Source organism: Rhodobacter capsulatus (assembly GCF_052363185.1).
Taxonomy (GTDB): Bacteria; Pseudomonadota; Alphaproteobacteria; order Rhodobacterales; family Rhodobacteraceae; genus Rhodobacter; species Rhodobacter capsulatus_E.
In genome coordinates this window covers 1,506,733-1,525,761 of sequence record NZ_CP198955.1, presented here as the reverse complement: position 1 = coordinate 1,525,761, position 19,029 = coordinate 1,506,733, and the positions used below count along the sequence as shown (strand labels likewise).

The 19,029-nt window shown below is 65.9% G+C and carries 14 protein-coding genes and 2 pseudogenes; 4 read left to right on the top strand and 12 right to left on the bottom strand.

The features are described 5' to 3' along the window. The first annotated feature begins 187 nt into the window (after positions 1 to 187). Positions 188 to 3,061: an excinuclease ABC subunit UvrA gene (gene uvrA, locus ACTTAG_RS07620; RefSeq protein WP_444464903.1), complete on the top strand. Its 2,874-nt coding sequence runs from the start codon at positions 188 to 190 to the stop codon at positions 3,059 to 3,061. 22 nt (positions 3,062 to 3,083) lie between these two features. Here the strand turns inward: uvrA and ACTTAG_RS07615 are convergent, their stop codons facing one another. After that, positions 3,084 to 4,988: a hypothetical protein gene (locus ACTTAG_RS07615; protein WP_444464902.1), complete on the bottom strand. Its 1,905-nt coding sequence runs from the start codon at positions 4,986 to 4,988 to the stop codon at positions 3,084 to 3,086. 166 nt (positions 4,989 to 5,154) lie between these two features. Between ACTTAG_RS07615 and ACTTAG_RS07610 the strand changes: the two genes are divergently transcribed. Further along, positions 5,155 to 5,769, top strand: a complete 615-nt coding sequence (locus ACTTAG_RS07610) for a class I SAM-dependent methyltransferase (RefSeq protein WP_444464901.1) — start codon at positions 5,155 to 5,157, stop codon at positions 5,767 to 5,769. Position 5,770: 1 nt separating this feature from the next. On the opposite strand, the gene ACTTAG_RS07605 is transcribed toward ACTTAG_RS07610, so the two are convergent. From ACTTAG_RS07605 to ACTTAG_RS07575, 7 genes are all read right to left on the bottom strand, one after another. Continuing rightward, the gene (locus ACTTAG_RS07605; protein ID WP_444464900.1) at positions 5,771 to 6,115 is read right to left on the bottom strand and encodes a hypothetical protein; all 345 of its coding nucleotides are present in this window, start codon (positions 6,113 to 6,115) and stop codon (positions 5,771 to 5,773) included. A gap of 79 nt (positions 6,116 to 6,194) precedes the next feature. Next, positions 6,195 to 6,395, bottom strand: coding sequence for a YgaP family membrane protein (locus tag ACTTAG_RS07600; protein WP_444464899.1), 201 nt, complete (start codon positions 6,393 to 6,395; stop codon positions 6,195 to 6,197). A gap of 84 nt (positions 6,396 to 6,479) precedes the next feature. After that, positions 6,480 to 7,136, bottom strand: coding sequence for a Crp/Fnr family transcriptional regulator (locus ACTTAG_RS07595; RefSeq protein WP_444464898.1), 657 nt, complete (start codon positions 7,134 to 7,136; stop codon positions 6,480 to 6,482). A gap of 53 nt (positions 7,137 to 7,189) precedes the next feature. Then, a complete protein-coding gene (mmsB, locus tag ACTTAG_RS07590) occupies positions 7,190 to 8,062 on the bottom strand; it encodes a 3-hydroxyisobutyrate dehydrogenase (RefSeq protein WP_444464897.1) in 873 nt (290 codons plus the stop codon). 30 nt (positions 8,063 to 8,092) lie between these two features. After that, positions 8,093 to 9,133, bottom strand: coding sequence for a 3-hydroxyisobutyryl-CoA hydrolase (locus ACTTAG_RS07585; protein ID WP_444464896.1), 1,041 nt, complete (start codon positions 9,131 to 9,133; stop codon positions 8,093 to 8,095). Next, positions 9,130 to 10,278, bottom strand: a complete 1,149-nt coding sequence (locus ACTTAG_RS07580; protein ID WP_444464895.1) for an acyl-CoA dehydrogenase family protein — start codon at positions 10,276 to 10,278, stop codon at positions 9,130 to 9,132. The genes ACTTAG_RS07585 and ACTTAG_RS07580 overlap by 4 nt, the downstream gene beginning before the upstream one ends. Positions 10,279 to 10,496: 218 nt before the next feature. Next, a complete protein-coding gene (locus ACTTAG_RS07575; protein ID WP_444464894.1) occupies positions 10,497 to 11,996 on the bottom strand; it encodes a CoA-acylating methylmalonate-semialdehyde dehydrogenase in 1,500 nt (499 codons plus the stop codon). A gap of 100 nt (positions 11,997 to 12,096) precedes the next feature. Between ACTTAG_RS07575 and ACTTAG_RS07570 the strand changes: the two are divergent. Together ACTTAG_RS07570 and coaD are read left to right on the top strand one after the other, a co-directional pair. Then, positions 12,097 to 13,028, top strand: a pseudogene (locus ACTTAG_RS07570) (LysR family transcriptional regulator). A gap of 91 nt (positions 13,029 to 13,119) precedes the next feature. Further along, positions 13,120 to 13,671 carry a pantetheine-phosphate adenylyltransferase gene (gene coaD / locus ACTTAG_RS07565; protein WP_444464893.1) on the top strand — a complete coding sequence of 184 codons (552 nt, stop codon included), beginning with the start codon at positions 13,120 to 13,122 and terminating at the stop codon, positions 13,669 to 13,671. 221 nt (positions 13,672 to 13,892) lie between these two features. On the opposite strand, the pseudogene purF reads toward coaD, so the two are convergent. From purF to lpdA, 4 genes and pseudogenes are all read right to left on the bottom strand, one after another. Next, a pseudogene (gene purF / locus ACTTAG_RS07560) lies at positions 13,893 to 15,361 on the bottom strand (amidophosphoribosyltransferase). A gap of 113 nt (positions 15,362 to 15,474) precedes the next feature. Beyond that, positions 15,475 to 16,074, bottom strand: coding sequence for a CvpA family protein (locus ACTTAG_RS07555; RefSeq protein ID WP_444464892.1), 600 nt, complete (start codon positions 16,072 to 16,074; stop codon positions 15,475 to 15,477). 21 nt (positions 16,075 to 16,095) lie between these two features. Then, positions 16,096 to 17,463: a DNA repair protein RadA gene (radA, locus tag ACTTAG_RS07550; RefSeq protein ID WP_444464891.1), complete on the bottom strand. Its 1,368-nt coding sequence runs from the start codon at positions 17,461 to 17,463 to the stop codon at positions 16,096 to 16,098. Positions 17,464 to 17,546: 83 nt separating this feature from the next. Then, positions 17,547 to 18,941, bottom strand: coding sequence for a dihydrolipoyl dehydrogenase (lpdA, locus tag ACTTAG_RS07545; protein ID WP_444465211.1), 1,395 nt, complete (start codon positions 18,939 to 18,941; stop codon positions 17,547 to 17,549). Between the last annotated feature and the right edge of the window lie 88 nt (positions 18,942 to 19,029).

Sequence of the window (19,029 nt, the reverse complement as noted above, 5' to 3'; positions counted from 1 at the left end):
CGTCATGCGGTCAAAGCCCGGCCAGTTTCAAGCCTTTTCATAACATACATGCGAAGATTTGAATACAGGGATTGCGACGGGAGGCGCTTCGGCTGCGGCCGGGAAAAGTTCTCGTTCCGTTCGCAAATTCTCGTTGGAGACTCGCGCCGAACCCCCTATCTATGGGGCCTGACATCTGGGGGCGGGCATGGCCGAGCAAAAGTTCATCGAAGTGCGCGGGGCGCGCGAGCATAACCTCAAGGGCGTCGATCTCGACATTCCCCGCGATGCGCTGACGGTGATCACCGGGCTTTCCGGCTCTGGCAAGTCCTCGCTCGCCTTTGACACGATCTATGCCGAGGGGCAGCGCCGCTATGTCGAAAGCCTGTCCGCCTATGCGCGGCAGTTTCTGGACCAGATGGGCAAGCCTGACGTCGATCACATCTCGGGGCTGAGCCCCGCGATTTCGATCGAGCAGAAGACGACGTCGAAGAACCCGCGTTCGACCGTTGGCACGGTGACCGAGATTTACGACTATCTGCGGCTGCTCTTCGCCCGCGCGGGCACGCCCTACAGCCCGGCGACCGGCCTGCCGATCGAGGCGATGCAGGTGCAGGACATGGTGGACCGCGTCATGGCGATGGAGGAAGGCGCGCGGGGCTATCTGCTCGCCCCGGTCATCCGCGACCGCAAGGGCGAATATCGCAAGGAATTCGCCGAATGGCGCAAGGCGGGCTTCCAGCGGGTGAAGGTGAACGGGGCGTTTTACGACCTTGAGGAACCGCCCACGCTCGACAAGAAATTCCGCCACAATATCGACGTGGTGGTGGACCGGATCGTGGTGCGGCCGGGGCTGGAGACGCGCTTGGCGGACAGTTTCCGCACCGCGCTCGATCTCGCCGATGGCATCGCGCTTTGGGAGGATGCCCTGTCCTCGGACGAAACCGAGGCGGGCAAGGAAGCCGGGCGGATTACCTTTTCGGAAAAATTCGCCTGTCCGGTCAGTGGCTTCACCATTGCGGAGATCGAGCCGCGGCTTTTTTCCTTCAACGCGCCGTTCGGTGCCTGTCCGGTTTGCGACGGGCTGGGGGTGGAGCTGTTCTTCGACGATAGGCTGGTGGTGCCCGATACCTCCTTGACGCTCGCCGCCGGGGCGCTCGCCCCTTGGGCGAAATCGAAAAGCCCCTATTTCATCCAGACCATCGACGCGCTGGCGAAGCATTACGGCTTTGACAAAAGGAAGCCGTGGAAAGCGCTGCCGGAAGAGGTGCAGCGGCTGTTCCTCTATGGGTCCGGCAAGGACGAGATCAAGTTCCGCTTCGACGAGGGCGGCCGGGTCTATGAGGTGACGCGCAGCTTCGAAGGCGTGATCCCGAACATGGAGCGGCGCTATCGCGAGACCGACAGCGCCTGGGTGCGCGAGGAATTCGAGCGCTATCAGAACAACCGCCCCTGCGGCGCCTGCGGCGGCTATCGGCTGAAACCCGAGGCGCTGGCGGTGAAGATCGGCGGGCTGCACATCGGGCAAGTCGTTGAAATGTCGATCCGGGACGCCCATGCCCGGATCGAGGAAGTCCCCGAGCATCTGAGCAAGCAAAAGAACGAGATCGCCCGCCCGATCCTGAAGGAAATCCGCGAAAGGCTGGGCTTCCTGATCAATGTGGGGCTGGATTACCTGACGCTGAGCCGCGCGGCGGGGACGCTTTCGGGCGGCGAAAGCCAGCGCATCCGGTTGGCGAGCCAGATCGGCTCCGGCCTGACCGGGGTGCTTTATGTGCTGGATGAACCCTCGATCGGGCTACATCAGCGCGACAATGACCGGCTGCTGCAGACGCTGAAAAACCTGCGCGATCAGGGCAATACGGTGCTGGTGGTGGAGCATGACGAAGATGCGATCCGCCATGCCGATTATGTCTTCGACATCGGCCCCGGCGCGGGGGTGCATGGCGGGCAGATCGTCGCGCAGGGCACGCCCGCCGAGATTGCCGCCGATCCGGCAAGCCTGACCGGGCAATATCTGGCGGGCACGCGGCGCATCGAGGTGCCCGCGCAACGGCGCGAAGGGAACGGCAAGAAACTTGTGATTTCAAAGGCCTGCGGCAACAACCTGAAGGATGTGACGGCCGCGTTCCCGCTTGGCAAATTCGTCTGCGTGACGGGGGTTTCGGGCGGTGGCAAATCCACCCTGACCATCGAGACGCTCTATAAAACCGCGGCGATGCGATTGAACGGTGCGCGGGAAACGCCCGCGCCTTGCGACAGCATCAAGGGCTTCGAGCATCTCGACAAGGTGATCGACATCGACCAGCGCCCGATCGGGCGCACGCCGCGCTCGAACCCCGCGACCTACACCGGCGCCTTTACCCCCATTCGCGACTGGTTCGCGGGCCTGCCCGAGGCGCAGGCGCGCGGCTACAAGCCGGGGCGCTTCAGCTTCAACGTCAAGGGCGGGCGCTGCGAGGCCTGTCAGGGCGATGGCGTCATCAAGATCGAGATGCACTTCCTGCCCGACGTCTACGTCACCTGCGAGACCTGCAAGGGCCACCGCTACAACCGCGAGACCTTGGAGATCCGGTTCAAGGACAAGAGCATTGCCGATGTCCTTGAAATGACGGTGGAAGATGCGCAGGACTTCTTCAAGGCCGTGCCCTCGATCCGCGAAAAGATGGATGCGCTGGTCGAGGTGGGCTTGGGCTATATCAAGGTCGGCCAGCAGGCAACGACGCTCTCGGGCGGCGAGGCGCAGCGGGTGAAACTGTCGAAGGAACTGGCCCGCCGCGCCACCGGGCGGACGCTTTACATCCTCGATGAGCCGACGACGGGGCTGCATTTCGAAGATGTGCGCAAGCTTCTGGAAGTGCTGCATTCGCTCGTCGATCAGGGCAATACGGTGGTGGTGATCGAGCATAACCTTGACGTGATCAAGACCGCCGACTGGATCATCGACATCGGCCCCGAGGGCGGCGATGGTGGCGGCCGGATCGTGGCCGAGGGCACGCCGGAACAGGTGGCGGCCAATCCGGCCAGCCACACCGGGCGCTATCTGGCGCCGATGCTGGGGAGAAAGGTGGCCGCGGAGTGACCCGCGGCCAGGCCCTCCGAGGTCAGATCAGATCGGCCACCGCCACGGTGGCATCCGCGAAGCGGACGAATTCGATCCCGTAGAGCGTGTCGATGCCGTCGCTGCCGAGGGCATGGGAGATTTGGAAGTAGTCGCCGTGGCTGTACGAGATCACTAAGTATTCGGCGATCGTGCCCGAAAAGATCACCGTGTCGGTGCCCGCGGAGCCGTTGATCACGTCATCGCCCGCGCCGCCGGTCAGCAGGTCGTCGCCGCGCCCGGCCATGATGCCATCATCCCCGTCACCGCCGGAGATGGTGACGGCGAAATCCGAGTCGAACAGGAAATGGTCCGCCTGCGCGCTGCCCACCAGCGCAAGGCTGCGCCCGAAATCGGAAAAGACCATGCTGATCCCGGCGCCCTGCAGGTCGTGGCAATCAATGCTGCTGACGCCGTCAAGATAGCCGAGCGAGGTCGTCGTGCCCGCGATGTCGTTGTCCGACAGCCCGCAGACCCCGGGGTCGCAATAAAGGCTGATCAGCCCCTCCGTGCGCGCCGCGGCGCCGCTGATGACAAGGACAGAGCCCTCCTGCGTCGCCGTGAGCGCGTTGGTCGCTTCCGTCAGCGCCATCACCCCGTCGCGGAATTCAAGAAATTCGACATCCGTCAGCACGTCGACCCCGCCGCGTCCGCCCGGCGACAGGTCTTCGACGCGCCAAGTCGATCCGTCCTGCGTGACGAGGTAATCGGTCCGGTTCCCTGCAAGGACCACGGTATCGGTGCCTTCGTCGCCAAAGAGGCTGTCGTTGCCGTTCTGCCCGCTCAATCGGTCATCGCCGCGCCCGCCGCGCAGGAAGTCGTCCCCGGTCCCGCCCAGAAGCGTGTCATTGCCGCGACCGGCGATGATGTTGTCATTGCCGCCCAGCCCCTGCACGCGCCTTGCGCCGATGCCCCGGTCCACGTTGATGTAATCCGCCTGTTCGGTGGCGATGATCGAGCTTGTTCCGGGCAGATACCAGCGCAGGTTCAGACCGGTCTCAAGCGCACTCGCATCAAGGCGGTTCACCTGCGACAGATCCCCGTCGATCGGCAAGCCGGTATAGCCGCGGTCGTTTTCGAAGATGCGGATCTCGCCCTGCGCGGTCGCGCGCATCAGGATCGGGTTTTCCGCAACGAAGGGCGTCCCGCCAAGGCTCAGCGTCCGATCTGTCACCTCCGCCTGCAGGGCGCTTTCGGGGCGGGGCAGGGCGACGGTCTGGTCGCTGAACTGCAGCACTTCGACGGCGCTGATCGTGTCCTGACCGTCCGCGTGGCCCGCGCGCAGGTCGGTGATCACGTACTCGCCCGCGACGACGCGGATCTGGTAATCCGACCGTGCTCCGGTGAGCAGCAGCGTATCGCGGCCGAAGCCGCCCAGGATCAGATCGTCTCCGCCCCGCCCGGCGAGGGTGTCCGCCCCGGCATTGCCCCGCAGCGTGTCGCTGCCCGCGCCGCCGATGAGCACATCGGCCATCTTGTCGCCCGCAAGCAGGTCATCGCCCGCGCCACCGCTCAGGGTGGCGGCGCCGCCCCAGGACATCAGGCTGTCGTTCGCGGCGGTGCCGATCGCCGCGATCGAGCCGCCGTCGATGTCGAAGATGAAGTCGACCCCCGCGCCGGTCACCGCGCTGAGGTCGATCCGCGTCATCCCGCTCAGGTCGGCGGGCAGGGCGATGTCGGTGCCGTCGGTATCCTCCATCGTGGTGCCGCCGCCCGAGACACTCACATAGAAGGCGTAGCTGCCATTGCCGGTATCGGGGGCCGCCGTGCCGCTAAGGCTCAGCGTGTGGCCCGCAAACGTTGCCACCAGATCGGTCTGGGCCACGGCATCGAGGCGCGCAGCGGCGGTGCGAAGGCTGTGGAAATCCGGCGAAAACACACTCGTGCGGGCGGGATCGGAAAAGCTCATGGGAAAGTCCTGCTCGTGGGATGGTCAATTAGGGTCTATATTTTGTGTTCATATTTTGCCCGCAAGCGTGCTCTTGGCAAGGGGGGCGTCTGGCGCGACCATCAGGGCCCTTGCCGCTGTGGTCGGTGCGCATCATCTTGGCACCAGGGACGGGCAGGGAGGCGACATGACCGACGGGATCGAGTTCTGGAACCGGGTGGCCGAGCGCTATGCCGCGCGCCCGGTGCGCGATGGCGCCGCGTATGAGGAGATGCTGGCCGAGGTTGCGGCGCGGCTGCGCCCGCAAGATCGGGTGCTCGAGATCGGCGCGGGCACCGGCACGACGGCGCTGCGGCTCGGGCCGCAGGTCGCGCTGTGGCTTGCCACCGATCTTTCGCCCGAGATGCACCGGATCGCCTGTGCCAAGCCCGGCTCCGACCGGGTGCAGTTCCGGCTCGCCTCCGCCGAGACCCGCCACGCCAAGGCGCCCTTCGACGTGATCTGCGCCTTTCACATCCTGCATCTGGTGCCCGATGCCGAGGCCGCCTTGCGCGCGCTCTTCGGGCAGTTGACCCCCGGCGGGCTCTTTCTGTCGAAGACCTGGTGTCTGGCCGATCTGCCCTGGACGATGAAGGCGGTTCTGCCGCTTTTGCGGCTGCGCGGCTGGATGCCGCCCGCCCGCGCGCTGAAGGCGCCCGAGCTGCGCGCCCTGATCACCGCCGCGGGCTTCACGATCGAGGCGGAACGGACCTTCGGCAAGGGCCACCACAGCCGCTACATCGTCGCGCGCAAGCCCGCCTAGCTCAGTCCGACCGGGCGCGGCCGACCACTTCGATCACCTTGCCGGTCTCGGAGGAGACCTTGTAGATCACCCGGTCGCGCAGGTAATAGCGCCAACGGCCATCGACGGGGGGCAGGTCGTAGCGGTCAAGATCCATCAGCATCGACTGGCTCAGCACCGGGAAATCCTCGCCGGGCTGAAGCGCGGGCGGGCGGGCATTTTGCAGCCGCCAGCGCGGGCCGAACTTGCAAAACCGGTCGCCGGTGGTCTGCATCACCTTGCAGGCGCTGGCGCCGGGCGGCAGCGGCGGCTCCTCGGCGCGCAGCGGCGGGGCAAGGATCAGGGCAAGCAGGATCACGGCACGCATGCGCGCAGTCTAGGCCGCGCGCGGGCAAAAGAAAACCCGCCGGAACGAACCGGCGGGCGTTGCGGCCTGACGGCTGCGCTCAGTTCTTGCAGGTGTTGATGCCCAGCACGCTGTAAAGCGGGCAGGTGTTCATCAGCCCGGTCGCCAGCGGCACGATGCCGATCAGGAAAATCCAGTTGTAGCCCGCTTCACCACCGGTCAGGAACCCGGCGAGCAGCAGCAGCACGCCCACCGCGATGCGCAGTTTCTTGTCCATGCCGCCGACATTGGTCTTGAACATCTCTTGCTCCCTTGATGCCAGAAGGCCGGGTTTCCGGCCGATGACACAGGCTAGCATGGGGCCGCGGGCCTGTCGGTGATCTGGTCACAAAGTCTCGGTCGCGGCCAGCCGGGCCAGGGCGGGCGCGTCGCGCAGCTCGACCGCGCCGCGTTCGGTGCGCACCCAGCCGCGCCGGGCAAAGGCGTCAAGGCGGCGCGACACCACCTCGCGCGCGGAGCCGATCTGCGCGGCGATTTCCGCATGGGTGGCCTGAACCCGCCCGCCTTCCGCCCGCGCCACCAACCAGCCCGCCAAACGGCTTTCGACCGACTGGAACGAGACCCGCTCCATCAGCCGGATCACCTCCTCCATCCGCACCGCCATGGCGGCAAAGACAAGGCTGCGGAAGGCGGGGGACGTTTCCATCAGTTTCAGGAAGATGGCCCGGGGCACAAGGACAAGGCGGCAGGGCGCGGTGGCAATCGCCTCGCCGCTATAGGCGGCCTCGCCCAGAAGGCCCAGCGTCGTCTGCACGCAGGTCTGCCCCGGTTCGACCGCGTAAAGCATCAGCTCGCGGCCATTCGCCCCGGTCAGGAACACTTCGATCCGGCCCTCCAGCATCAGAACGAAGCCCTGCACCGCATCGCCGGGACGAAAAAGCACGGTGCCGCGCGGCACATCGCTCGGCACCAGAGGCGCCAAGGCCGCGCGGGCGGGGGCATCAAGGCAGGCGGTGGCGGGGGCAGTGTCGATCCAATCCATAGGTCCTATCTAATCACCCCCCCGCCCGGTGCAAGCGCAACCGGCTGAGGCGCTCAGCCGCGGGAGCGTTTTTCGAACCGCGGCAGCATGGCGGAAAAGTCCATTCCCTTGCCGTCTTCCTCCTCGACGAAGCGGGCGTAAAGCGCGGCCGCCAGTTCCCCCATCGGCGTGTCGGCATCCGCACCCGTCGCCGCCTGCTGGGAAAGCCGCAGATCCTTCAGCATCAGTTCCGCCGCGAAACCGGGCTTGTAGCCGTTGTCCGCCGGGCTTTTCGGCCCGATCCCGGTGGCCGGGCAATAGGCGTTCATCACCCAGCTGTAGCCCGACGAGGTCGAGACCACATCGAACATCTTGCCCCGGTCGAGCCCGAGCTTGTCGGCCAGCGCAAAGGCCTCGCAGGTGGCGATCATGGTGACGCCCAGGATCATGTTGTTGCAGATCTTCGCCGCCTGCCCCGCGCCAGAGGCCCCGCAATGCACGGCCTTTTGCCCCATCACGTCAAAGAGCGGCTTCACCGTGGCAAAGGCCGCGTCGGAGCCGCCGACCATGAAGGTCAGCGTGCCCGCGCTTGCCCCGCCGACCCCGCCCGAAACGGGGGCATCCAGCGCCCCCATCCCCGCCGTCGCCGCCTCGGCCGCCACGGCGCGCGCGCTTTCGACATCGACGGTCGAGCAATCACAAAGCACCGCGCCGGGGGCCATCGCCGCCAGCGCTTCGTCGGCCACCGCGCGCAGGATCGCGCCATTGGGCAGCATGGTGATCACCACTTCGGCGCCCTGCACCGCCTCGGCGATGCTTTTGGCCGGGGCGACGCCCTCCGGGCAGGGCGCGGCAAGGTCGAAGCCCGTCACCGCATGGCCCGCCTTCGCCAGATTGGCCGCCATCGGCGCGCCCATGTTCCCAAGTCCGATAAACCCGATTTTCATGTTTTCTCCCAAGGATTTGTGACGCGATCTTCAGGCGTCGAAAGGTATGTCCCAGCCCGCAGGCAGGGGGGCGAGCAGCTCTGCCAGCACCGCCTCGGGCAGGGTGTCAAGGCTGTAGCGCCAGTTCGGCTTGCGGTCCTTGTCGATGATCTGCGCCCGCACGCCTTCCAGAAATTCCGCCTTCTCGACCGCGCGCAGCGTGAAGCGGAACTCGTTTGAAAGCGCCTCGCGGATCGTCGGCGTTGCCCGGGTCATGCGGATCAGCCGCAGCGTCGCCTCGGCCGAGAGCGCCGAGACCCGGCGCAGGGTGGCGGCAGTCTCCTGCGCGAAATCGCCTTGCATCCGGTCAAGGGTTCCGACGATTTCGCGCAGGCTTCCCCCGCCGAAAGCCGCTTCGATCTCGGGGCGGAGATCGGCCAGACGGCCCTTTTGCGCGGGGGCAAGGTGTTTGGGCAGGCAGGTCGGATCGCCGGTTTCGGTGATCTGCGCGATCAGGCCGGGCCAGTCCGCCTCGGGGATGTAAAGATCTGCAAAACCGGCATAGATCGCATCCGCCGCCCCGATCCGCCCGCCGGTCAGCCCCAGATATTCGCCCACCCGCCCGGGGGCGAGGGCCAATATCAGCGTGCCGCCCACGTCCGGGATCAGCCCGATCCCGGTTTCGGGCATGGCGATTTGCGTGGTGTCGCCGACGATGCGGTGGCTTGCGTGACCACCCACGCCGACGCCGCCGCCCATGACGAAACCCTGCATGAAGGCAAGGATCGGCTTTTCATATTCCTTGATCAGCGCATTCAGCCGGTATTCGGCCCGCCAGAACCGCGGCCCGATCTCGAAATCGCCTTCCTTGCCAAGATGATAGATCGTGGCAATGTCACCGCCCGCACAAAAGGCGCGCGGCCCTTCGGCGTCGATGATGACAAGCTGAACCGCCGGATCATTGCGCCAGTCATCCAGCGCCTGTTCGATCGCCCCGGCCATGTCGTGATCGAGCGCATTCAGCGCGGCGGGGCGGTTGAAGGTGATGCGGCCCGCGCGGCCCTCCTTGCGGGCCAGGATCCAGTCGCTCATCGGTCGCGCTCCGCAATCAGGCTGCGGCCGATGATCAACCGCATGATTTCATTCGTGCCTTCCAGGATCTGATGGACGCGCAGATCGCGCACCAGCTTCTCGATCCCGTAATCGGCCAGATAGCCGTAGCCGCCATGCAGTTGCAGGCATTGGTTGGCGACGTCAAAGGCCGCATCGGTGACGTAAAGCTTTGCCATCGCACAGAATTTCGTCGCGTCCGGCGCGGCATGATCAAGCTTCCACGCCGCCTGCCGCAGGAAGATCCGCGCCGATTGCAGCTTGACCTCCTGCTCGGCCAGCCGGAATTGCAGCGCCTGAAACTGATCGAGCGACTGGCCAAAGGCCTTGCGCTCGCCCATGTAGCGCAGCGTCGCATCCAGCGCCGCCTGCGCGCCGCCAAGGGCCGAGGCCGCGATGTTCAGCCGCCCGCCATCCAGCCCCGCCATCGCATAGCTGAACCCCTTGCCCTCGACCCCGACAAGGTTCTCGGCCGGGACGACGCAATCGTCGAAGTTCACCTGCGCCGTCGGCTGCGCCCGCCAGCCCATCTTGTCTTCCAGCCCGCCGAAAGACAGCCCCGCCGTGCCCGCCTCGACCACCAGGGTCGAGATGCCCTTCGGCCCCTCCCCCCCGGTGCGGACCATGGTGACATAGGCGTCGGAATAGCCCCCGCCCGAGATGAAGGCCTTGGTGCCATTGAGCTTGTAGCCGCCCGGCACCGCCTCGGCGCGGCTGCGCAAGGCGGCGGCGTCCGAGCCCGAGCCGGGTTCGGTCAGGCAATAGGAAAAGATCGTCTCCATGCTGCACAGCTTCGGCAGGAAGCGGGCTTTCGTCTCGGGGCTGCCAAATTTGTCGATCATGCCGCCGCACATGTTGTGGATCGACAGGAACGAGCCCACCGCCGGGCAGGCCATCGCCAGCGCCTCGAAGACGAGCGTCGCATCGAGCCGGCTCAGCCCCGAGCCGCCGTAGTCTTCCGAGACATAGATGCCGCCCAGCCCCAGCGCCGCCACCTTGGGCCACAGATCGCGCGGGATCGTGCCCGCCGCCTCCCAGTCGCGCGCATGCGGCGCGATTTCCTCCTGCCCGAAGGCGAAGGCCATGTCGAAGATCGCCTGCTGCTCCTCGCTCAGCGCGAAATCCATGCGCTCCTCCCAAAGTGCGTGAATTGAACGTCTGTTTAATTTCGAATCCTTGCACGAGTTTTGCAAGGGAGGCAGAGGGGCGCTGCCCCTCTTGGCCTTTCGGCCAATTCACCCCGGGATATTTGATCCAAGGTGAAACGCCCTGCTTTTTCTTGGCGCAAATACGCCTCTGGCCCGAAGGGCAAGCCGCGCCGCAGGCGCGGCCCCCCGTGTTCGGGTCAGTCGAGCGCCTTGAAGTTCAGCGCGACGCCATCCTTGATCCCCGAGAACCAGCGCGCGGTGACCGTTTTCGTCTTGGTGTAGAAGCGGAAGGCATCGGGCCCGTATTGGTTCAGATCGCCGAAGGCCGATTTCTTCCAGCCGCCGAAGGTGTAGTAGGACAGCGGGACCGGGATCGGGAAGTTGATGCCGACCATGCCGACATTGACGCGGCTCGCGAAATCGCGCGCTGTGTCGCCGTCGGCGGTGAAGATCGCCGTGCCGTTGCCGTAGTCATTGTCGATCACCAGCTTCAGCGCGTCCTCGTAGCTGTCGGCGCGCACGACGCTCAGCACCGGGCCAAAGATTTCCTGCTTGTAGATCTCCATCTCGGGGGTGACGTGATCGAAAAGCGAGGGGCCGACGTAATAGCCGTTCTCATAGCCCTGAATTTTCAGCCCGCGCCCGTCGATGACGAGCTTCGCGCCCTGTTCCACGCCCGAGGCGATCAGCCCCTCGATCCGGTCGCGCGCCTGTGCGGTGATCACCGGCCCGAAATCGACATCGGCGCCGCCCGTATAGGGGCCGACCTTCAGCTTTTCGATCTTCGGCACAAGCCGTTCGATCAGCGCCTCGGCCGTGCCCTTGCCCACCGGCACCGCAACCGAGATCGCCATGCAGCGTTCCCCCGCCGCGCCATAGCCCGCGCCCACCAGCGCATCGGCGGCCTTGTCCATATCGGCATCGGGCATGATCAGCATGTGGTTTTTCGCGCCGCCAAAGCACTGCGCGCGTTTGCCATTCGCACAGGCGCGGCCATAGATATATTGCGCGATCGGCGTCGAGCCGACAAAGCCCACCGCCTGCACGGTGTCATTGTCCAGGATCGCATCGACCGCTTCCTTGTCGCCGTTCACCACCTGCAGCACGCCATCGGGCAGGCCCGCTTCCTTGGCGAGTTCCGCCAGCCGCAGCGCGGTCGAGGGGCAGCGTTCCGAGGGTTTCAGGATCATCGCATTGCCCGCCGAGAGCGCCGGGCCCATTTTCCACAGCGGAATCATCGCCGGGAAGTTGAAGGGCGTGATCCCCGCGACGACGCCCAGCGGCTGGCGCATCGAGTAAATGTCGATCCCCGGGCCCGCGCCATCGGTGTATTCCCCCTTCAGCAGCGCCGGGGCGCCCATGCAGACCTCGATCACCTCAAGGCCGCGTTGCACATCGCCGCGGCCATCGGCCAGCACCTTGCCATGTTCGACCGAGACGAGTTCCGCCAGTTCCTCCATATGGGTGTTGATCAGGTCGGCGAATTTCATCATCACCCGGGCGCGGCGCTGCGGGTTCGTCGCGGCCCAGCCCGGTTGCGCGCGTTCGGCGGCGGCGACGGCGGCGTCCAGTTCGGCCTTGGTGGCCAGCGCCACTTTCGCCCGCACTTCGCCCGTGGCCGGGTTCATCACCTCGGCGAACCGGCCCGAGGTACCCGCAACCATCTTGCCGTCGATCCAGTGTCCGATCTCTTTCATTCCATCCTCCCTGACAGGTTTGGCGCAGATTACCCTTGCGAAAATGCCGCCAAAAGAGGAAGTCAGGCAAAAGCGTTTTGCAGTTTTGCAAAGGTGGCGGATGGATTGGGACGATCTGCGGGTGTTTCTGGCGGTGGCGCGGGCGGAAAGCCTGTCCGGTGCCGGGCGGGGGCTGAAATGCGACGCGGCGACGGTGGGGCGGCGGATTGCCCGGCTGGAAGACGCCATGGGCGCGAAGCTTTTTGCGAAATCGCCGCAGGGCTATGCGCTGACGGCCGAGGGGGCGCGGCTTTTGCCCCATGCCGAAGCGGCCGAAGCCGCCCTTGCGGGCGCGGCCGAGGAATTGTCGGGCGCGGCAGGCCAGATCACCGGGCAGCTGCGCATCGGCGCGCCGGATGGCTGCGCCAATTACCTGCTGCCGCAGGTTTGCGCCGAGATCTGCGATGCCCATCCCGGGCTGGAAATCCAGATCGTCGCGCTGCCCCGGGTCTTCAACCTCTCGAAGCGCGAGGCGGATATGGCGATTGCCGTCTCGCCGCCCTCGGCCGGGCGGCTGACGGTGCAAAAAACTGGTGGACTATCAATTGCATCTGGCCGGGCACGAAGCCTATCTGCGCCGCCATCCGCCGATTGCCGAGCGGTCGCAGCTGAAGGGGGCACCGCATCGTCGGCTATATTTCCGACATGATCTTCGACAAGGAGCTGGATTATCTGGCGCAGACCGGGGCCGACAAGGTGGAACTGGCCTCGAATTCGGTCTCGGTGCAGATGCAGATGCTGCGGGCGGGGGCGGGGCTGGGGATCGTGCATGATTTCGCGCTGCCCTTCACGCCGGGGGTGGTGCGGGTGCTGCCTGCGGATATCGCGCTGTCCCGCGCCTTCTGGCTCATTCGGCATGCCGATGACCGCCGCTCCGAACGGCTTGACCGGCTGGCCGAGGCGCTGGGGCGCGGCATGCGGCGCGAGGTGGCGCGGCTTGAGGCACTGGCCGCGGCGGGGGCGGGCGTGGGTTCGCCGACGCGCGCGCTGTGACGCTGCGGCGCGGGTGCTTCGGCTTGCAAATTCCGCGCCGATGCTGTTGCGTGCGCTCACCTTTCGGTGAGTGCGGTCTGAGGAGGACTGGATGCGGATCGGCCTTTACCCCGGCACCTTCGACCCGGTGACGCTTGGGCATATCGACATCATCGAGCGCGCTTTGGCGCTGGTGGACCGGCTGGTGATCGGGGTGGCGATCAACCGCGACAAGGGGCCGCTGTTCTCGCTCGAAGAGCGGGTGGAGATGCTGCAGGCCGAATGCGCGCCGATCACCGCGCGGCGCGGCGGCGAGATCGTCGTGCATCCGTTCGAGAACCTGCTGATCGACTGCGCCCGCGATGTCGGCGCGGGGGTGATCGTGCGCGGGCTGCGGGCCGTCGCCGATTTCGAATATGAATTCCAGATGGTTGGGATGAACCGCGCACTGGATGCCAGCGTGGAAACCGTGTTCCTGATGGCCGATGCGCGGCGGCAGGCGATCGCCTCGAAACTGGTGAAGGAAATCGCCCGGCTGGGTGGGGACGTGTCGAAATTCGTCACCCCCCATGGTGGCCGAGCGGCTGAGCGCGCGGCTGACCCGCTAGGCCGCGCCGTGGCGGCACAGTTGACCGGCCATCGCCAGCCCGCGGATTTCGGTTGAGGGAAGAGTTTCGCCTCGGCTCTCGCCGAGGCGACCCGCCGGGGGCTCCGCCCCCGGACCCCCGGGATATTTGCAGCAAGGCAAAAGGGGATGCAGAGAAGCGTTCCGTCCGGCCCAAAGACAAAACGGCCTTGTTTTTCCTTGGCAAAATACGCCTGGGGGGTGCGGGGGGCGGAGCCCCCCGCGGGTCGCCTCGGGCTTGCCCGAGGCGAAAGACCTTCTCAGCCCTTCATCTTGAAGCCCTTGCCGATCTGATCGGAGGGCTTCACCGGATAATCGCCCGAGAAACAGGCGTCGCAATATTGCGGGCAGGCATTGTCGCGGCCGCCCTCGGCCCCCCGCGGCGCGGTAAAGACCGTCGAGCGAGATGAATTCAAGGCTGTTCACCCCGATCCAGTCGCGCATCTCCTCGACCGACATCCGCGCCGCCAGAAGCTTGTTGCGGTCGGGCGTGTCGACGCCGTAAAAGCAGGGCCAGGCGGTCGGCGGGCTGGCGATGCGGAAATGCACCTCGGCCGCGCCAGCCTCCAGGATCATCTCCTTGATCTTGCGACTTGTGGTGCCCCGCACCACCGAATCGTCCACCAGCACCACCCGCTTGCCCTTGATCAGGCAGCGGTTGACGTTCAGCTTCAGCCGCACCCCCATGTTGCGGATGTGCTCGGTCGGCTCGATGAAGGTGCGGCCCATGTATTGGTTGCGGGTGATGCCCAGCGCAAAGGGAATGCCCGATTCCTGGCTGTAGCCGATCGCCGCGGGGGTGCCGCTGTCGGGCACCGGGCAGACCAGATCGGCCTCGACCGGGGCCTCGCGCGCCAGCTCCACCCCGATCTGGCGGCGCGTTTCATAGACCGAGCGGCCGCCAATGATGCTGTCGGGCCGCGAGAAATAGACATGTTCGAAGATGCAAAACCGCGGTTGCGCCGCATGGAAGGGGCGCGTGCTTTCGATCTGGCCTTCGTGGATGATCACCATCTCTCCGGGCTCGATCTCGCGCACCAGTTCCGCCCCGATGATGTCGAGCGCGCAGGTCTCGGACGAGAGCACATAGCCATGATCGCCCAGCCGCCCCAGCACCAGCGGGCGCACACCCAAGGGGTCACGCACGCCGATCAGCTTCGTGCGCGTCATCGCGATCACCGAAAACGCCCCCTTCGACGCGGCGCAGCGCATCGGCGATGCGCTCGGCATGGTTGGTCTGGATCGAGCGCGCCATCAGATGGATGATGCATTCGCTGTCCGAGCCGGATTGAAAGATCGCACCGCGGTCGATCAGCTCGCGGCGCAGCGCATCGGCATTCGTCAGGTTGCCGTTATGGGCGATCGCACAGCCGCCCATCGAAAACTCGCCGAAGAAGGGCTGGATGTCGCGGATCACCGCCGCTTTCGAGCCCGCCGTCGAATAGCGCACATGGCCGATGGCCAAAGGCCCCGGCAGGGTTTCCATCAGCGAGGCCTTGGTGAAATTGTCGCGCACATAGCCGAAGCGATGCGCCGAGTTGAAGCCCTTGGCCGGATCATGGGCGACGATGCCGCCCGCTTCCTGACCGCGGTGCTGCAGCGCATGCAGGCCAAGCGCCACGAAATTCGCCGCATCGACGACGCCGATCACGCCGAAAACGCCGCATTCCTCCTTCAGCTTGTCGTCGTCAAAGGGATGCGACAGGAAGGTCTTTTCGGCAACGGTCATGGGAAGGCTCCAGGGATCTTGGGCTTGGCGCGGCTTTAACGCGAAACGGGAGGGGTGTTAAGCCCTCCCGCTCGGAATTCCTTAGAAAGGCGTCACGATTTCGCGTGCGCGCCTCAGTTCGAGGCAGGCGCGGGCGCGGCCTGCGGCTCGGTGCCGGGCAGCGGGCCGCATTTCGCCACCAGATCCTCGTAGCGCGCGACGATCCAGCCGGGCGCATCATCGGGCATGGTGTCATCCATCTGCCCGCTCAGCTTCGAAAACACCTTGGCCGAGCGCGAATTGTCGACGACCGGCATCGCCTGCGCGGTGACAAGCTTGTCATAGACGACGAAGGCCACCGCGACGAGGATCACGCCCCGCGCGACCCCGAACAGGAACCCCAGACCCTGATCCAGACCGCCCAGAACCGAGCGCTGCACCAGCGTCGCAAAAAGCGGCGTCAGGATCGAGAACAGCACCAGCGAGAGCGCAAAGACCGCGGCGAAACCGCCGATCGTCGCCAGTTCGCAGCTGTCGGCGAGGAATTTGTTCAGGACCGGCAGTTGTGCGATCAAGGGTTTGGCGGCATCGGCAAAGGTATAGGCCAGCACCGCCGCGCCGATCCAGCCCATGATGGCGAGCCCCTCGCGGACAAAACCGCGGCTGTAGGCGAGGATCGCCGACAGGATGATGGTGATCGCCACGATGGCGTCGACGATGGTGAACCCTTCCATGGCCCCAAACCCCCTGTGACGCTAGCCCGCGCCGAACATGTCCCCAACGAATGTCACGAGGTCGGGCAGCTTGCGCAGCGCCATCCCCGCCCCGCCCTCAAGCTTGGTGCCCACCGGCAGGATCGCCTGTGAGAAACCAAGTTTCTCGGCCTCTTTCAACCTGTTTTCCGCCTGTCCCACCGGGCGCAGCGCCGCCGAGAGCGAGATTTCCCCGAAAATCACCAGATCGGCCGGAAGCGCCACATCCTCGCGCGCCGAAAGCAGCGCCGCGGCCAGCGCCAGATCGGCGGCCGGTTCCAGCACCTTCAGCCCGCCCGCGACATTGAGGAACACGTCCAGCCCGGCAAAGGGAATGCCGCAGCGGCTTTCAAGGACGGCAAGGATCGTGGACACCCGCCCCGAATCGAGGCCCACCACCGTGCGGCGGGGGCTGGCCAGCGACGAGGGGGCGACGAGCGCCTGAATTTCCGTCAAGACCGGCCGCGTGCCTTCGATCCCCGCGAAAACGGCCGAGCCGGGGGCGGGCTGGCCGCGTTCGGACAGAAACAGGGCCGAGGGGTTGGCGACCTCGGCCAGACCGCCGCCGGTCATTTCGAAAACGCCGATTTCGCTGGCCGGGCCGAAGCGGTTCTTCACCGCGCGCAGGATGCGGAACTGGTGCCCCCGCTCGCCCTCGAAATAAAGCACGGTGTCGACCATGTGTTCGACGACGCGGGGGCCGGCGATCTGGCCTTCCTTGGTGACATGGCCCACAAGGATCACCGAAACGCCGCGCGATTTGGCAAAGGTCACCAGCTCATGCGCGGCGGCCCGGACCTGAGAGACCGAGCCCGGGGCGGCTTCCACCATGTCGGCCCACATCGTCTGGATCGAGTCGATCACGACGAGATCGGGCCGCTCGGCCTCAAGCGTCGTCAGGATGTCGCGCAGGTTGGTTTCCGCGCCAAGGCTCACGGGCGCATCGGCGAGCCCCAGCCGCAAGGCCCGCATCCGCACCTGCGCCGAGGCTTCTTCGCCCGAGATGTAAAGGCATTTCAACCCCTTGCGGGCGAAAGCTGCAACGGCCTGCAAGAGCAGCGTCGATTTCCCGATGCCCGGATCGCCCCCCACCAGGATCGCCGAGGCGGGGACAAGCCCGCCCCCCAGCACCCGGTCGAATTCCGCCATCCCGCACAGGGTCCGCGGCGGTGGCGCCTCTTCATGGGCAAGGGTGGTCAGGTCGATGCGCCGCCCCTTGGCGCCGCCAAGGCTTTTGCCCGCGGGGCCTGCGGACAGGGGCGCTTCCTCGACGATCGAATTCCACGCGCCGCAGGCGTCGCAGCGCCCCGACCATTTGCGATGGACGGCACCGCAGTCGGTGCAGGTGAAATTTGCGGATGCCTTGGCCATGCGCCCTTGTGGCAGAGCCCCGCGCAGCCTGCAAGCGGCAGGCCGGAAGAACGGGCCGGATCGGGGGCAAAGCCCCCGCCCCGTCACATATGCAGCGCGCGCCCGTAAGCGTCGAGCACCGATTCATGCATCATCTCGCTCAGCGTCGGATGCGGGAAGACGGTGTGCATCAGCTCTTCCTCGGTCGTTTCCAGCGTGCGGCCGATCACATAGCCCTGGATCATCTCGGTCACCTCGGCGCCAACCATATGCGCGCCCAGAAGCTCGCCGGTCTTCGCGTCGAAGACGGTTTTCACCATCCCCTCGGGCTCGCCAAGCGCAATCGCCTTGCCGTTGCCGATGAAGGGGAAGCGGCCGACCTTGACCGTATAGCCCGCCGCTTTCGCCTTTTCCTCGGTCAGCCCGACCGAGGCCACCTGCGGCGTGCAATAGGTGCATCCGGCAATCGTGCCCGGCTTGATCGGATGGGCGTGCTTGCCCGCGATCAGTTCGGCCACCATCACGCCCTCGTGGCTGGCCTTGTGCGCAAGCCACGGCGCCCCGGCGATGTCGCCGATGGCATAAAGCCCCGGAACGCCGGTGCGGCAGAATTCATCGACCACCACATGGGTGCGGTCGATCTTCACGCCCAAGGCTTCCAGCCCCAGCCCCTCGACATTGCCGACGATGCCCACGGCCGAAATCACCGTGTCGAACTCCGCGGTGGTGGTGCCCTTGGCGTCTTGCAGATGCGCGACGACCTTGCCCGGGCTGCGGTCAAGCTGCGTGACCGTCGTCTTTTCAAGGATCTTCATCCCCTGCTTGACGAATTGCTTCTTCGCAAAGGCCGAGATCTCGGCGTCTTCGACGGGCAGAACGCGGTCCATCACCTCGACCACCGTCGTATCGGCGCCCAAGGTGTTGAAGAACGAGGCAAATTCGATCCCGATCGCGCCAGAGCCAATCACCAGCAGCTTCTTCGGCATCCGTTTCGGTGTCAGCGCGTGCTTGTAGGTCCAGACCAGATCGCCATCGGCTTCAAGCCCCGGCAGCACCCGCGCCCGCGCGCCGGTGGCCAGAACGATGGCCTTGCCGGTGATCTCCTCGACGCCCGCGCCGCTTTTCACCGCCACCACACCGGCGCGGGGCAGCGTGGCCTCGCCCATCAGCACGGTGACCTTGTTCTTCTTCAAAAGATGCCCGATCCCGCCCGACAGCTGCTTGGCCACCGCGCGGCTTCGCGCCACCACGGCGTCAAGATCGTAGCCCAGCCCCTCGGCCTTCAGGCCAAATTCCTTGGCGCGGTGCATCAGGTGAAACACCTCGGCACTGCGCAACAGCGCCTTTGTCGGGATGCAGCCCCAGTTCAGACAGATGCCGCCCAGATGCTCGCGCTCGACCACGGCCACCGACAGCCCCAGCTGCGCGCCGCGGATCGCCGCGACATAGCCCCCCGGCCCCGCGCCGATCACGATCATGTCGAAGCTTTTCGCGGCCATCCGTCCCTCCATCTCAAGATGGTTTGGCATTAAACTATTTTTGCGGCCGCTTCAAGAAGCCGCACCCCGAAATGGAAAACGCGCCCCG